Raw genomic sequence first — 14,424 nt, forward strand, 5'->3', positions numbered from 1 at the left:
TCTGCTTAGACTCCACGGGTGGCGCACACAGCATTCTTCGACCATCCGAGTGTCATCGCGATGGCGCACCGCGGGTTCACCGACGGGCGCGGCGCCCCGGAGAACTCGCTGCCGGCGTTCGGCGCCGCCGTCGACCTCGGCTTCCGGTATGTCGAGACGGACGTGCACGCGACCAGCGACGGCACACTCATCGCCTTCCACGACGATCACCTGGACCGGGTGACCGATCGCACGGGCACTGTCGCGGAGTTGCCGTGGCGTGAGGTCCGCCGGGCCAACATCGCCGGCACGGCCGAAATCCCCACTCTCGACGAGGTTTTCGAGACGTGGCCCGACCTGCGCGTCAACATCGACTGCAAGGCGGAGTCCGCGGTCGCGCCGCTGGCGCGTGTCATCGAGCGGCACAACGCCCACGACCGGGTGTGCATCGCGTCGTTCTCGGACAAGCGCCGACGGGCCGTGCTGCGGCGCCTTTCCCGGCCGGTCGCGACATCCGGCGGCCAGTCGGTGATCACCCGCTTCGTGATCGGCGGTCCAGTGCCCTCATGGTCTCGGATCCCGGTGGGACGCAACGCACTTCGCGGAGTCGACTGTCTGCAGGTGCCGGTGTCCTCCGGTCGTGTGCGTGTCGTCAGTGCAGCGTCACTGCGCCGGGCTCACGAGATGGGCGTGCAGGTGCACGTGTGGACCATCGACGACGCGGCGCAGATGCACGCGCTCCTCGACCTCGGGGTCGACGGCATCATGACCGACCGGGCGGACATACTCCGCGACGTGCTGGTGCAGCGCGGCCAGTGGGTGGACTGAGCCGCTTTCGTCATACACACAGCCAGCGACCGTCGCCGGTTAATCACGCGGCAGGGCCGAACCCCCGGCCTTCCAGCGACCGTCGCCGGTTATGCACGCGCCTCAGCGGCGCCCGGAGCTGAACGCAGCCGCCGAGTGGCTGGCGCCTGAGCGACCCGAACCGCTCGGTCGCCCCGCGCCACCGGTGCGTCGACCGCCACCGGAACGACCCTTCGATGCCTGTCCCCCGCCGGAGCCGCCGTTCGAGCGACGCCGGCTGCCGGATCCATTACTAGCGTTCGGTGCGGAAGTGCCTGCGGCTGAACGGTTCCCGTTCTCGCGACTCTTGTTGCGGTTGCGACCCGAACGGTTGCCGCCTGAACGACCACCGGATCGAGGGGGCTTCGACCCCGACGCCTTGGCCGTCTGCTGGGCCGGTGCCGGTGCGACATACCCGCCCTCGACCAGCACCCGCTCGCCGGGCGCGAGCTCGGCCAGCACCGGGTGATTGGTGTCGGCGACCTTCGTGGTCGTGGGCTTGATGCCGGCCGCCTTGGTCAGGCTGCGGACGTCGCCCCGCTGGTCGTCAGTCATCAAGGTGATGACCGTGCCTTCGGCGCCCGCGCGTGCGGTCCGGCCGGAGCGGTGCAGATATGCCTTGTGCTCGGCCGGCGGGTCGGCGTGTATGACGAGGGCGACGTCGTCGACGTGGATCCCGCGTGCGGCGACGTCGGTCGCAACCAGCGTGCTTGCCGCACCCGAGTGGAATGCCGCGAGGTTGCGGGTCCGGGCATTCTGGCCGAGGTTGCCGTGCAGGTCGACCGCCGGCACGCCACGCCGGTTCAGCTGCCGGGCCAGGCCCTTGGCGCCGTACTTGGTGCGGGTGAAGACGACCGTGCGACCCGGTGCGGAGGCGAGGTCGGCGAGCACCGGCACCCGCAGGTCCCGGCTGGCGATGTGCAACACGTGGTGACTCATCTTGGCGACCGGCGACTGCGCCGAATCCGCCTCGTGCGTCACGGGTTTGCGCAGGAACTCGCGGACCAGCACATCGATCGCCTTGTCGAGGGTGGCCGAGAAGAGCAACCGCTGGCCGCCCTTCGGGGTCTGCTTCAGCAGACGCCGCACACCGGGCAGGAAGCCGAGGTCGGCCATGTGGTCGGCCTCGTCGAGAACGGTGATCTCCACGGATGCCAGCGAGCAGTGTCCCTGGCTGATCAGGTCCTCGAGGCGACCCGGGCAGGCGATGAGTATGTCGACGCCGGAACGCAATCCGCGCACCTGCGGGTTCTGACCGACGCCGCCGAACACGGTTTGGGTGGTCAGACCTGCAGCCTGCACGAGCGGCTCGAGCGAGTCGCGGATCTGATTGACCAGCTCACGGGTCGGCGCGAGGATCAACGCACGCGGCCGGCTCGGCGTCCGCCGGGTGTTGCTCGCCTGCAGTCGCGCGACCAACGGCAGCGCGAAGGCGTAGGTCTTGCCGCTGCCGGTGCGCCCCCGTCCGAGGACGTCTCGTCCGGCGAGGGAGTCGGGCAGGGTGGCTGCCTGGATAGGTGTGGGAGTCGTAATGTCCTGTGCGGCAAGGACTTCGACGAGGCGTGCGGGCACGCCGAGGGCATCGAACGATGAGGTCACGAAAGCTACGTTCTCTTCGGTTGCCTCGCCTGGCCAGCCGGTTCCTGAAGGTCAGGGGCTGCGCACGGAGCGAACTCGACATGCGGATCAACTCGTGGCGAGGACTGTGACGAGCCGATGTGTGCAGGCTACCGGCTAACGACCTCGCTTGACGAATCGAGCGACATACCAGCGCCCCCCGTGACCTGAGACGCACTGCTCAGGTGATCACCTGCGCCGCGAAGTCGCGGACCCGGTCCACGACATCCATGTGTATGGCGTTGCTCTCGCGCACTCCCCCACGACCCATTCCGTGATCGGCGCCGTCGACATGCATGATCTCCCCGGCCGGTCGCGCATCGGTCGGCCACAGCCGATCAGCCGAACCGCCAACCACCAGCTGCGTCGCCGGGTATGTCGAAAGGGCTTGCGCCACAAGCTCGTCGGTCAGCACGGGCGTCAGCCATACGGCTGGCAGATCCAGCTCCGCGACGTGCGGCGCCGCCAGTGTGCCGAGAGACTTCGCGACCACAAGGGTCTGATCGGCCGCCGGCGCCTCGCGCAGCGCCTTCTCCAACGCGTCGCGGACGAAGTCGGCCTCCATCGGCGGACGCTGCCAGCGCACGGCTTGCACGAACCAGCCATCCTCGACCAAGCCTGCGGCCGTCCAGAAAAGTAGCGGCGCGTCGATCGGATACGCGCGACCGGGCAGCACGATCACCCGCTTGGCAACATGATCCACCGGCTCCGTGCGCGGCGGCCATGCTTCGGTCACTGACTGCGGGGTGGCTGCGTCGCTCGACATACACACCTGACTACCCGCTGGGGCCCGTCCGCACAAGCACGTGGCGTGACGAGTCAGACACCGGAGATGAGGTGGAGCACGCCGCGTCCGACGATAGAATGTCAATGCTTATGAATGATGTTGCGACGAGTCCCCTCCGCACCGCATTCACCTTCGGGCCCCATGCGGGGGCGCACCGAGTCGCGGCACGCGCAGGTGTCTCCGTCTTCGTGCCGCTGTTGATCCTCGTGCTGATCGATCGCACGGAGTGGGCACCATACGCAGCCTTCGGTGCCTTCACTTCCCTCTACGGCCGGCGCAGCGGGTATGCCGAGCGCACCGGCATGCAGGCCATGGCCGGCCTGTTCCTGACCGGGTCCGTCGTGCTCGGCACCGCGATCGCGCTGCTGCCGGGCAGTGTGTGGTGGACCGTGCCCGGCGCGGCGTTGGTGGCGATCACCGGACAGGTCGTGTCGACGGCATTCCGTTGGCACCCGCCGGGATCGATCTTCCTGGTCTTCGGCATCACTGTCTCGGCATCGCTCCCTGGACGAGCTGAGCTGGTGCCGATCTCCGCCGCTGCGGCCGCACTCAGTGCGCTCTTCGCCATGCTGGTGGGCCGTGTCGGGGCGCTCCGCGAGCCGACGACCCGGCCGCGGGCAGCGGTACCCGCGGCCGACCTCTCCGGCGCGCTGCGGGACCCGGTGCAGCGAATCGCGTTGCTACGTCTGCTGATCGGCATCCTCGTCGCCGGCACCATCTCGACCAGCGTGGGTGGCTCCCACCCGTCGTGGGCGATGGTCGCCGTCGTTGCGACATTGACCGGACCACGCCGTCAGACGCAGATCGTCCGCGGCGTCCACCGAGTCGTCGGCACCCTGGCCGGGGTGCTGGTCGCGTGGCCACTCCTGGCGGCCCACCCCTCCCCGATCGTGATCGTCGTGCTCATCATGGTGTTGCAGGTCGCGGCCGAGTTGCTCGTGGGCCGCAACTACGCGATCGCGTTGCTCGCGATCACCCCGCTCGCCCTGTTGATGGGGCAGCTCTCTGCACCGCGTGGGGTCGGCACGGTGCTCACCGACCGGGCAGCAGAGACCGCGCTCGGTGCAATCATCGCGCTGGTCCTGCTCGTGCCGTGGCCGCGACTCGTCCGGCATCGACGCGCTGAATCAGTCGGCAGCGACCGCAGCGGTTGAGATCCACCGTCGCAAGGCGGACACCGCGCCATCACGGACGCCGACAAGTGACGGATGCTGCACTGCGGCGTCGACAACGGAAATCGGTCGCGGAGCGTCCTGCAGCGCCTCCTCCAGGCATTGGCGCGCGGCGTCGCCCCACTCGCCGGCCACCACGATGTGCTCCGGATCTGCCAGCGCCACGAAGGCACTTGCCACTCCGGCCAGCCCACGACCGATCACCGCTGCGGTCCGGCGATCCTGCAATGCCTTCCGGACCCGAGACACGTCAATGGCGCTCGAATCCGGTTGGCGCAAACCCATTTCGGCAAACATCCGGGTGATCGGCATCGCGCGCCCTCGCGGACCGGCAACGATGATGTGTGCGATCTCCCCGACGAAACCGTGCTGCCCCCGGCGCACTGCTCCGTCAGTGACGACCGCGCCGCCGAGACCGGGGCCGAGGTGCAGATAGCCGAAGTCGGTGGTGCCGGAACGAGCCGAGAGCTCCGCACTGGCCGCCCAATTGACGTCGTTGTCGACGTGCACGTCCCCGTCGACGTATGACGAGAGCACCGCACGTGGGTCCAGCGAGCCGACCAGGAACGGCGCGTCCGGCAACTCCGCCAACCGACCGTCGGACCGGCGCACCGGGTCCGCGGCGCTCACAGCAGCCACTCGGATCGGCAGGGCTCCGCCGTCCGCAACTGTTCGAACCGCCTTGCCCAGCGCCGCCTTCACTGCCCGTGAGCCTCGCCCCGCACCGAGTGCGACCTCAGCCGTTCGGATGATCTCTCCGGGGACGCTATGTGTGCTCGCGGATATGCCGGTCGGCTCGATCGTGACTGCGAGCCCCACACCGGCTTCCGGGCGGATCCCCATCAGCGTGGCGGTCCGGCCGACACCGTGCCGACGGTCCCCGGTCTCCCCCACCAGGCCGCGCGCCTCGAGGCGCCGGACGCTCTCGGACGCGGTCGGCTTCGAAAAGCCACCTCTGGCAGCGAGTTCCGCGCGACTGAGCGGGCCTTCGTGCAACAACTCCAGGACGTGCTGGTCCGTGCCTGCACGCACCACGTCCGGTGGTGGAATCGCCATACGACCTCACTTAGTAAGGACCCTTGCCCAACTGGCAATCGCCAGCTACGCTCCATTTGTAAGGTGACCTTACAAATGAGGAGAGCTCATGGCAACCACCGCCGCGCCCACCCTGCCCGACTGGCCGACACCACCCACCGACCTCGGCGGTGCGATCCGAGAGATCAAGCAGGCACTGCGCCGGCGGATCCAAGCGTCAGGGCGCTCGGTCGACGAGGTCTTCGACGTCATCGAACGCCGCGTCGCCGCGCGCGTCGCCGAGATCAACGAGATCAAGCGGGCCGGCGGAACTCCCTGGCCTGTCATCGAATTCGATGATCTGGCCGACCCAAGCAAGCGCGATGCCCTGCAGGATCAGGTGCGCCGCCGCGGCTGCGCGGTCATCCGCGGACACTTCCCGCGCGAGCAGGCCGAAGCCTGGGATGCGGGCATCGTCGACTATGTCGAGCAGAACCACTTCTTCGAGAACTACCGCGGCCCCGGCGATGACTTCTTCGGCTCGGTCGGGTCCAAGCCGGAGATCTACCCGATCTACTGGTCCCGCCCGCAGATGGAGGCGCGGCAGAGCGATCGGATGGCGACCGTGCAGTCCTTCCTCAATCACGTGTGGCGCAACGAGTCCGAGGGCCGGCAGTGGTTCGACCCGGACCGTGACTCGCTCTACCCGGACCGCATCCGCCGCCGGCCGCCGGGTGCGGACTCCGCGGGTCTCGGCACGCACCTCGACCCCGGCACGCTCGACCTGTGGATGACCCGGACCAACCAGCAGGCGTTCCGGCATCTCTTCGACGGATCAGTCGAGGAGTACGACCCGTGGGACGCGGCATACCGGACGGTCGGTACGCCATACCCGGGCAGCACGATGTGCTCGGCGTTCCGCACGTTCCAGGGCTGGACGGCGCTGTCGGACATGCGGCACGACCAGGGCGTGCTGCAGACCGTGCCGATCCCCGAGGCGATGGCCTATCTGATGCTGCGTCCGCTGCTCGAAGACGTTCCCGAGGACGAGATGTGCGGTGTGACCACGGGCCAGGTCTTCCCGGCCGGCTGGAAATGGCAGCCGCTGCTGATGGAGGCGCTGAGCGGACTGCCCGACATACAGGCCGGCGACTCCGTGTGGTGGCACTGCGACATGATCCACGGAGTGGATTCCGTGCAGGACCAACAGGGTTGGGGCAACGTCATGTACATCCCCGCAGCGCCGTGGTGCCCGCGCAACGAGACGTATGCCGAGTCCGTACGAGCTGCGTTCGCCGCCGGTGACAGCCCGACCGACTTCCCGGCCGAGCACTACGAGCGCGACTGGACTGGCCGCTTCACCGAGGCAGAGCTGAACGAGACGGGTCGCCGGGGTCTGGGCCTGACGGACTGAGCACTCACTGCTCCGAACCGTGACCGGGATCCACCCATTGACGGTCGAACCGGCGGCTGACGGCGCTGCAGGGACGTCAATGACAGGTTCGAGCGTCAACGGCGGTGCGGAACGTCAGTCGGCGTCGTCGGTGTCCACCTGTCGTTCGATGCCCAGCGCGACCTGGATCTGCTCGATGACCGGATCGACGATCTTCGGGGTCCACTCGACACGTTCGGCGTCGGTCGCGTACTGCAGGGCACGCCCGTTGGCACGCACTCGGGCAAGGCACGCGATGAGCGTGGCATCTGGCAGCAGCTCCTTCAGCTGCGCACTCGGCACCAGGTCCGCCCACGCCGACAGATAGGCGCGCGTCAGCCGTGCGTCGCGCTCCGGGTCATCCGGGAGACCGAAGTGGTATGACGGCCCCTGAAGAGCAATCATCAACGAACACAACGGATTTCCGACATACGCGTCGCCCCAGTCGAAGAACCGCGCATCGTGTATGGCGGCCGGTGAGCCGTCGGCGCAGAAGACGTTCCCCGCGTGCAGATCGTTGTGCTGGATCGTCTCCGGCAGGCCGGAGTCGGCAAGCCGGGCGGCTGCCTCGCGCAGCGGACGTTCGGTCTCCGGAACGTGGGCTCCGCGCCCTTCGAGCCAGTGCGTCACCAGGCTCTGCGGGTCCCACCTCGGCACACCGCCGCCCACCAGGTCGTCGACCACATCGATCGAGGCACGCTGCAGCCGGGCGTAGCGGCGGAGCACACCGGACCACAGGCCGACGATCGTCTCGGCGTCGGCAACCGCGCGCAACAACGCGCCCTGATCGGGCATCAACAACCAGCCACGCTCCTCGTCCGATGCCCAGATCTCCGGCACCCGGTCAGGGGCGACTCCGGTCAGCACGCGGTAGATCGCGGGCTCGGGTGAGGTGCTCGGTGAGCATGCCTTGAACCACGCGCGCCCGGCAGAGGTGTCGACGACGAGCTGCGTGGACCACGGCCGCACACGGGGCTGGCGTGGTGTCACCGGGACACGCGTCAGGCCGCGGCGCTCGAGGGACTCGTCGATCCAGCGGGTGGCTTCGCGGCGCCACGAATCGGTCTGCCAGCGCTCGGAATTCGAGAGTTGGCCGGTCGCCGGTCTCGCTACACCTCCTCCGCTGCGCTCCCCCGGCACTCGACCAGCTTGTGGCTCCTGCGGCACTCGACCCGCATGCTCCTCCGGCACTCGACCAGCTTGGGACTCCTGCGGCACTCGACCGGTCTGGTTGTCGGCTGTCACGCGTGAGCGGCGAAGCGCGCGATCAGTCGCGTGCCGATGACGTCGGGGGTCAGGCCGATCGCCTCGAGCACCTGACCACGTGAGGCGTGCTCCAGGTATTCCTTGGGTATGCCGAAGGTGTGCACCCGAGCAGTGACCTCCGCCGCACTCAGCGCATGCGCGGTCGCGACTCCAACACCCGAAGTGACGAGGTTGTCCTCGATGACCACGACGTGCTGCACCGAGCGCGCCATACGCACGACGTCCTCGGAGACCGGAAGCACCCATCGCGGGTCGACGACGAGCGTCGAATGCCCTTGAGCCTCAAGCTTTTCCGCAACCTGCAGCGCTGTCGGGCACATCGACCCGACACCGACAATCATGATCTCCGGGTCTGTCGCGTCGCGCAGCACGTCCACGGCTCCGTCAGTGCGCTCCGCGGCCAGCGGCTCAGCGACGTCTCCCTTCGGGAAGCGGATCACTGTGGGCGCGTCGTTGACCGAGACTGCTTCTCGCAGCTGCGATTTGACCTGCTCGCCGTCACGCGGTGCCGCCAGTCGCAGACCGGGCACGATGGAGCAGATCGACATGTCCCACATGCCGTTGTGCGAGGCACCGTCCGAACCGGTCACGCCTGCCCGGTCGAGCACGAACGTCACTCCGGCGTGATGCAGTCCGGCGTCCATCAGCATCTGGTCGAACGCCCGGTTGAGGAAGGTCGCATAGACCGCGACGACGGGGTGCATGCCGCCATACGCCAACCCGGACGCCATCGTCACCGCATGCTGCTCGGCGATGCCGACGTCGATCACCCGCTGCGGGTAGACCTCGGCGAATTTGTCCAGGCCGACCGGGATCATCATCGCCGCGGTGATGGCGACCAGATCCGTGCGCTCCGCTCCCAACCGCACCATCTCGTCACTGAATTCGTCGGTCCAGATGCGGCCCGCCACCTCGAAGGGCAGCCCGGTCTCCGGGTTGATCTTGCCGATGCCGTGCATGTGATCGGCCAGATCGTCCAGCGCGGGCTGGTAGCCGCGTCCCTTCTCGGTGATGACGTGCACGATGCACGGCGCGCCGAACGCCCGCGCCCGACGCAGCGCCTGCTCGACCGCACCCTCGTCGTGCCCGTCGACCGGCCCGACATACTTGATGCCCAGGTCCTCGAACATGCCCTGCTGCGGATAGACGATGTCCTTGATGCCGCGCTTGACGCCGTGCAGCGTCTCGTAGGCGAGACCGCCGACCTTCGGCACACCCTTCAGCGTGGTCTTGCCCCAGTCGAGCATCTGCTCGTACTTCCGCGTGGTCCGCAGCGCCGCGAGGTGGTCGGCGAGTCCACCGATCGTCGGCGCGTAGCTGCGCTCGTTGTCGTTGACGACGATGACCAGCGGCAGGTCACGCTCGACCGCGATGTTGTTGATCGCCTCCCACGACATACCGCCGGTGAGTGCGCCGTCACCGATCACCGCGACGGTATGACGATGCGGCTCCCCGCTCAGCACGCGAGCCTTGGCGATGCCCTCGGCCCAGGACAGCGAGGACGACGCGTGCGAGCTCTCGACGATGTCGTGCTCGGACTCAGCGCGTGACGGATAGCCGGACAGGCCGCCCTGCTTCTTGAGCTTGGAGAAGTCGTGCCGCCCGGTGAGCAGCTTGTGCACGTAGGACTGGTGACCGGTGTCGAAAACGATGGAGTCCGTGGGCGACTCGAAGACCCGGTGGATCGCGAGCGTCAGCTCCACGACTCCCAGGTTGGGGCCGAGGTGACCGCCGGTGCGCGACACCGACTCCACGAGAAACGCCCGGATCTCAGTGGCCAACTCGTCCAAGCGCTCTGCCGGAAGCCGTCGCAGGTCCTCGGGTGAGGAAATCGTGTCCAGCAGTCCCACTTCAGTTCGCGCCTTCCGTTCTCGATTACGCGTCGATCGAGTCTACGCGCCGGGTCGGCGCTGACCGAGCAAGGACGTCCGACGGCTCACTTCGGTTGCACGACCCCGACGCTGGTAGCGTTGGCACTTGGAAATACAGACACATCAGACAGGGGAGCGCTTCGGCGCTGAGAGTGCGGCTCGCCGCAGACCCTCGAACCTGCTCCGGTTAGCACCGGCGAAGGGAGTTCTTCATGACGACTGTCAGCGCGCCCGGGGAACGGGCCACCACCACCTCGCTACTTCGTTATCGCACTATCGACCTGGTCACCGTCGCAACGCTCGGCGTCGCGTCCGGTGTCGTCTTCTGGGGCTGGTCGCAGGCCTGGAACGGCATCAGCACATTGGCGCTGTTCGCGACCCCGCCCGCCGTCGGCCTGCTCGTCGGCCCCTGGCTGATCGCGGGCGTCCTCGGCGGTCTCGTCGTCCGTAAGCCCGGCGCAGCCGTCGCGGCCGAGCTCATCGCCGCCTCGGTCGAAATGCTCATCGGCAACCAGTGGGGCACGGGCACCCTGGTCTCCGGGTTGCTGCAGGGCCTCGGCGTCGAGGTCGTGCTCGCGTTATTGCTCTACAAGCGCTTCGGACTGACCATCGCCGCCCTCGGCGGCGCGATGGCGGCGGTCTTCGAGGTCGTGCTCTACGAGTGGCACAGCTACTACTCGGTCTGGACCTGGAACTACAAGCTGGCCTATCTCGGTTGCACGGTCCTATCCGGGGCCGTGCTGGCCGGAGTCGTGGGTTGGCTGCTGGTGCGCGCACTGGCCGCGACCGGCGTCCTGGACGCCTTCGGCGCGGGTCGTGAGCACCACGCCCGCAACGCGGTGTGAGCGGGGCAACCGCCGGGGCGCACGCAAGGATCTCAGGTTTCGGTTGGCGCCCCCTGGGGCGCCGCCACGAGGTCATCAGCGGACTCGACCTGAGCTTCTCCCCCGGCGAGATGGTGCTGCTCGCCGGCGGCAGCGGCGCCGGTAAGTCCACGGTGTTGCGGGCACTGGCCGGCCTGCTCGGCGAGGCCGTGCCCGGGGATCTCGCCGGCACCGTCGAAGTGGACGCACCGGCGGGCCTGCTGCTGCAGAATCCCGCGGACTCGATCGTCGCTGCAACCGTCGGCCGGGAGGTCGCGTTCGGGCCGGAGAACCTCGCCCTCCCCCGCGAGGAGATCTGGCGACGCGTGCACGACGGCCTGGACCGGGTCGGCCTGCGGTATGACGTCGCGCGCCCCACCTCCGCGCTCTCCGGCGGTGAGCTGCAGCGCCTGGCACTCGCGGGCGTGCTGGCGATCCGGCCCGGGCTCCTGCTGCTGGACGAACCCACCTCGATGCTCGACGCCGAGACCTCGGACGTCGTGCGCCGCTGCGTCCTGGACGCGGCGCGCGCGGTCGGTGCGACGACCCTCGTCGTCGAGCACCGCATCGGACCGTGGCTGCGGCATTGCGACCGGGTGGTCGTGCTGGAGCGCGGCCGGGTGGTCGCCGACACGACGCCGACCCGGTTCACCGCCGAGCACACCGAGCGGATGGTCCGGGCCGGTGTCTGGATGCCGGGCGTGCCGGACCCGACACCCGTGCAGGTCGATGCCGAGTGGGTCACGCCTGACCGGCCGGGTCCGGAGCTGCGTGCCGAGTCACTGCAGGTCGACCTGTCGACCCGGTCGTTGCACGGCACGCTCACCCATCGCGCACTCGACGGCGCGAGCACCGCGCTACGCCCCGGGCGTATGACGTCACTGGTCGGCCCGTCGGGCGCCGGGAAGTCGACGCTGCTCGCGGCCTTTGCCGGACTGCTGCGTCCCAGCGGCGGCGAGATCACCGGAGTCGAGCCGACGCTGGCTCGCCGGCGCTCCAAGGCACTGGCCGCTGCCGCCGGTTTCGTGCCGCAGAACCCCGAGCACGGCTTCCTGCGCAACACCGTGCGCGACGAAGTCGCTTGCACCGCAGGTGTTCTGGGCAAATCGGTCGACGTCGACGGGCTGCTGGAGCTGCTGCACCTGGAGCACCTCGCAGGCGCCAACCCCTTCCAGTTGTCCGGTGGTGAACAGCGCCGGCTCGCGGTGATCGCGGCCCTGGCCCACCGTCCCGGCGTCGTCCTGCTCGACGAGCCGACGGTCGGTCAGGACCGCAACACCTGGGCTGCCGTCACCGGGTGGGCGCTGGCCGCCCGGGACGCCGGTGCGACGGTCGGTGTCGCCACCCACGACGAGTCGTTGGTGCTGCGGGCCGATGACGTCATACACGTCAAGGACGGGCAGGCCGTCGGATGAAACAGCTGATGCCGCAAGCCAATCCGCTCGCCCTGCTGACTTTCGGGTTCACCGCGATCATCGGGTCGTTCCTCGTCGACCGGCCGATGACCGCGCTCCTGGTCGTCGCGGTGTATGCCGTGCTGGCTGTCGCCTGCGTGCCGTCCTGGCGGCCGCTGCGCTGGCGGCTCTTCGCCGTCGGATTCGCCGCCGTGTCCCTGTGGTGGTCGTCCTGGCTGCTGGGCGGGCACGACCCGACGACGGCCACGACCGCCGCCGGACGGATCCTGGTGCTCGCACTGCCCGGCGCCGTCGTCGCAGCGTTCATCGACCCGATGCGGTTCGGCGACGCGCTCGCCCAGAACCTCCGGTTGCCAGCGCGTTTCGTCGGCGCGTTCGCAGCGTCGCTGACCCGCTTCGACCGGCTCGGAGAGACCTGGGACCAGCTGCAGCGGACGCGACGGATCCGCGGGTTCGGCCCGGCCGGCGGTCCGATCGCACGGGCCGCAACGACCGGGCCGCTGGCATTCGGGCTGCTGGTGTCCGCGATGCGTGGCGCCACTCAGCTGTCCCTCGCGATGGATGCGCGCGGCTTCGCCACGGCACAGCAGCGCACCTGGGCAGAACCCTCACCCTGGTCCCGGCGGGACAGCGCCGTCGTCACCGTGGCTGTGTTGGTGACGATCGGCATACCGCTGGCGCTGCGGCTGGCCTGACGCCGCAGGATCTCGATACGCCTCCGCCGCTGCGCTCCCCCGGCTACTCGATCACCTACGTCTCACCAGTTGGCTTCGCCCGGCGCCTGCGGCAGCCGGAGCTTCGGCGGGTGGTTGATGTAGACCGTGCCGCCGCTGTGGGGCACCCAGACGTTCTCGAACTGCTCGCGCTTGTAGGTGACGCGGACTTCGTTGTTGTCGGGGATCAGGTGCGACGCCGGGTCGTTCATCACCGGGTCGCCGTCGGCGGTGAAGCCGACGAGCACCATCAGGTGACCGTTGGTCGAGTAACCCGCGCCGTCCAGCTCGGAGCTCTTGAAGGAGACCGAGGTGATCACCGGCATGCCGGCAGCGATGAACGGCTCGGCCTCGGCAAGGTTGCGCAGCCGGGTGATGAACCCCTCCAGGCCGTAGCGGGAGGTGTATGCCGTGTTGAACGGCCAGTTGCCGCAACCCTCGTAGACGTAGTCGTAGGTGTTGCGGGCGGCGAAGTCGACCTCCGGGTCGGCGTATGCCGGGTCGACCCACGACATGTCGGCCTTGGTCGGACCACCGCCCCAGTAGGACAGCACCATCGCCGACGACGTCGGCGAGCACCACGCCTCTCCCCCGTTGTCCCACTGCGGGTATTGCCCGATGTGCGTCTCCTGGGAGAAGGTCGGCACATCCAGGATGTGCTCGCGTCCGAGCGTGAACTTGCTGACCGGGATCGTCGCGTCGTCCGGCAACGCCGAGGCCACGGCTCCGAGGAAGCGCACCGTCGGTGTGAGCGACGTGCCGTGGGGGCGCAGCAACTGCACGCGCAGCTGGAAGTCGGACAGCGTGTGGCCGTCATACATGTGGAACGTGTCGGTCCACACCGTGGCGTAGTCGGTGCCCTGACCGTCCACCGTCTGACGCTGTATGGCGCCACCCTGCTCCAAATCGTTGCTGCACCACCGGCCGAGCACGAACCAGTCGGTGAGCGTGCCGTCGTCGACGTGCCCGCGCACGTCGACCTCGATCCAGGTGCCGTTCGGGGTGTCGGCGTTCCAGGAGCTGATCAGCTCGGTCAGCCCGAAGCCGCTGGTGCGCCACCCGGAGGTCCAGGTGCTGACGTCATAGGTCTTGGTCGGTGCGTTTTCGACTGTGGGGTCGGCGAATTCGCGGGTGCCCGACGGCCGGGAGATGCGCAGCCCGTGCTGGTCGAAGTGGACGCCGGCGCCCCTGCCGTGCGCCCACGCCTGGGCACCGGTGAAGCGGTGGTAGCGGATGTGCCGCGGGGACGCCGCGGCGGCCTGCGAAGCCGCGGAGGCGACCGGAGCACCGAACAGGAGGGCACCACTGGCCGCCGCGCTTCCCAGCAAGACCTGGCGGCGGTTGGGGGTCGGCAGGTGGCTGCTGACGATCAACCCGGAACGATCGGACATGGGACAGACTCCTTCGAGCCGCGGACGGGGTGAGCGGCCTGACAAGTGTCTCGTAAAC

General features: G+C 68.7%; 12 protein-coding genes and 1 riboswitch. Of the genes, 6 read left to right on the plus strand and 6 right to left on the minus strand.

Annotated features, from left to right (window positions below; genetic code table 11):
* Positions 1-18 precede the first annotated feature (18 nt).
* Positions 19-807, plus strand: a complete 789-nt coding sequence (locus ACSZL9_RS02495) for a glycerophosphodiester phosphodiesterase (protein WP_446663880.1) — start codon at positions 19-21, stop codon at positions 805-807.
* Positions 808-909: 102 nt separating this feature from the next.
* Here the strand turns inward: ACSZL9_RS02495 and ACSZL9_RS02500 are convergent, their stop codons facing one another.
* The gene (locus ACSZL9_RS02500; RefSeq protein WP_446663881.1) at positions 910-2,424 is read right to left on the minus strand and encodes a DEAD/DEAH box helicase; all 1,515 of its coding nucleotides are present in this window, start codon (positions 2,422-2,424) and stop codon (positions 910-912) included.
* A gap of 199 nt (positions 2,425-2,623) precedes the next feature.
* Positions 2,624-3,208, minus strand: coding sequence for a hypothetical protein (locus ACSZL9_RS02505; protein ID WP_446663882.1), 585 nt, complete (start codon positions 3,206-3,208; stop codon positions 2,624-2,626).
* 110 nt (positions 3,209-3,318) lie between these two features.
* Here ACSZL9_RS02505 and ACSZL9_RS02510 point away from each other — a divergent pair, with 110 nt between their 5' ends.
* Positions 3,319-4,383: an FUSC family protein gene (locus ACSZL9_RS02510; protein WP_446663883.1), complete on the plus strand. Its 1,065-nt coding sequence runs from the start codon at positions 3,319-3,321 to the stop codon at positions 4,381-4,383.
* On the opposite strand, the gene ACSZL9_RS02515 is transcribed toward ACSZL9_RS02510, so the two are convergent.
* A complete protein-coding gene (locus ACSZL9_RS02515; RefSeq protein WP_446663884.1) occupies positions 4,357-5,457 on the minus strand; it encodes an ROK family transcriptional regulator in 1,101 nt (366 codons plus the stop codon). The two genes, ACSZL9_RS02510 and ACSZL9_RS02515, sit on opposite strands and share 27 nt — an antisense overlap.
* Before the next feature lie 88 nt (positions 5,458-5,545).
* Between ACSZL9_RS02515 and ACSZL9_RS02520 the strand changes: the two genes are divergently transcribed.
* Positions 5,546-6,829, plus strand: a complete 1,284-nt coding sequence (locus ACSZL9_RS02520; RefSeq protein WP_446663885.1) for a YbiU family protein — start codon at positions 5,546-5,548, stop codon at positions 6,827-6,829.
* Between the two features lie 114 nt (positions 6,830-6,943).
* Here ACSZL9_RS02520 and ACSZL9_RS02525 read toward each other — a convergent pair whose 3' ends face one another.
* Entirely contained in the window at positions 6,944-8,092 is a 1,149-nt protein-coding gene (locus ACSZL9_RS02525) for an aminoglycoside phosphotransferase family protein (RefSeq protein ID WP_446663886.1), read from the minus strand.
* Positions 8,089-9,963, minus strand: coding sequence for a 1-deoxy-D-xylulose-5-phosphate synthase (gene dxs / locus ACSZL9_RS02530; RefSeq protein WP_446663887.1), 1,875 nt, complete (start codon positions 9,961-9,963; stop codon positions 8,089-8,091). Before dxs ends, ACSZL9_RS02525 begins: the two co-directional genes overlap by 4 nt.
* 140 nt (positions 9,964-10,103) lie before the next feature.
* A riboswitch (TPP riboswitch) is annotated at positions 10,104-10,206 on the plus strand.
* Here dxs and ACSZL9_RS02535 point away from each other — a divergent pair.
* The 3 genes from ACSZL9_RS02535 to ACSZL9_RS02545 all read left to right on the plus strand — a co-directional run bounded on the left by ACSZL9_RS02535 (position 10,197) and on the right by ACSZL9_RS02545 (position 12,957).
* Positions 10,197-10,829 carry an ECF transporter S component gene (locus ACSZL9_RS02535; RefSeq protein ID WP_446663888.1) on the plus strand — a complete coding sequence of 211 codons (633 nt, stop codon included), beginning with the start codon at positions 10,197-10,199 and terminating at the stop codon, positions 10,827-10,829. It overlaps the preceding riboswitch by 10 nt.
* Positions 10,826-12,262 (plus strand): ABC transporter ATP-binding protein, encoded by a 1,437-nt coding sequence (locus tag ACSZL9_RS02540; protein ID WP_446663889.1) that lies wholly within the window; start codon positions 10,826-10,828, stop codon positions 12,260-12,262. Before ACSZL9_RS02535 ends, ACSZL9_RS02540 begins: the two co-directional genes overlap by 4 nt.
* The gene (locus tag ACSZL9_RS02545) at positions 12,259-12,957 is read left to right on the plus strand and encodes an energy-coupling factor transporter transmembrane component T family protein (protein WP_446663890.1); all 699 of its coding nucleotides are present in this window, start codon (positions 12,259-12,261) and stop codon (positions 12,955-12,957) included. Before ACSZL9_RS02540 ends, ACSZL9_RS02545 begins: the two co-directional genes overlap by 4 nt.
* A gap of 62 nt (positions 12,958-13,019) precedes the next feature.
* Here ACSZL9_RS02545 and ACSZL9_RS02550 read toward each other — a convergent pair whose 3' ends face one another.
* The gene (locus ACSZL9_RS02550; protein ID WP_446663891.1) at positions 13,020-14,366 is read right to left on the minus strand and encodes a peptidase C39 family protein; all 1,347 of its coding nucleotides are present in this window, start codon (positions 14,364-14,366) and stop codon (positions 13,020-13,022) included.
* Positions 14,367-14,424: the final 58 nt, after the last annotated feature.

Source organism: Flexivirga sp. B27 (genome assembly GCF_052905685.1).

Excerpts from the sequence above, each read along its gene's own strand:
- ACSZL9_RS02550 (WP_446663891.1), bottom strand. The coding sequence starts at position 14,366 with ATGTCCGATCGTTCCGGGTTGATCGTCAGCAGCCACCTGCCGACCCCC.
- ACSZL9_RS02535 (WP_446663888.1), top strand. The coding sequence starts at position 10,197 with ATGACGACTGTCAGCGCGCCCGGGGAACGGGCCACCACCACCTCGCTA.
- ACSZL9_RS02520 (WP_446663885.1), top strand. The coding sequence starts at position 5,546 with ATGGCAACCACCGCCGCGCCCACCCTGCCCGACTGGCCGACACCACCC.
- ACSZL9_RS02505 (WP_446663882.1), bottom strand. The coding sequence starts at position 3,208 with ATGTCGAGCGACGCAGCCACCCCGCAGTCAGTGACCGAAGCATGGCCG.
- ACSZL9_RS02545 (WP_446663890.1), top strand. The coding sequence starts at position 12,259 with ATGAAACAGCTGATGCCGCAAGCCAATCCGCTCGCCCTGCTGACTTTC.
- ACSZL9_RS02510 (WP_446663883.1), top strand. The coding sequence starts at position 3,319 with ATGAATGATGTTGCGACGAGTCCCCTCCGCACCGCATTCACCTTCGGG.
- ACSZL9_RS02515 (WP_446663884.1), bottom strand. The coding sequence starts at position 5,457 with ATGGCGATTCCACCACCGGACGTGGTGCGTGCAGGCACGGACCAGCAC.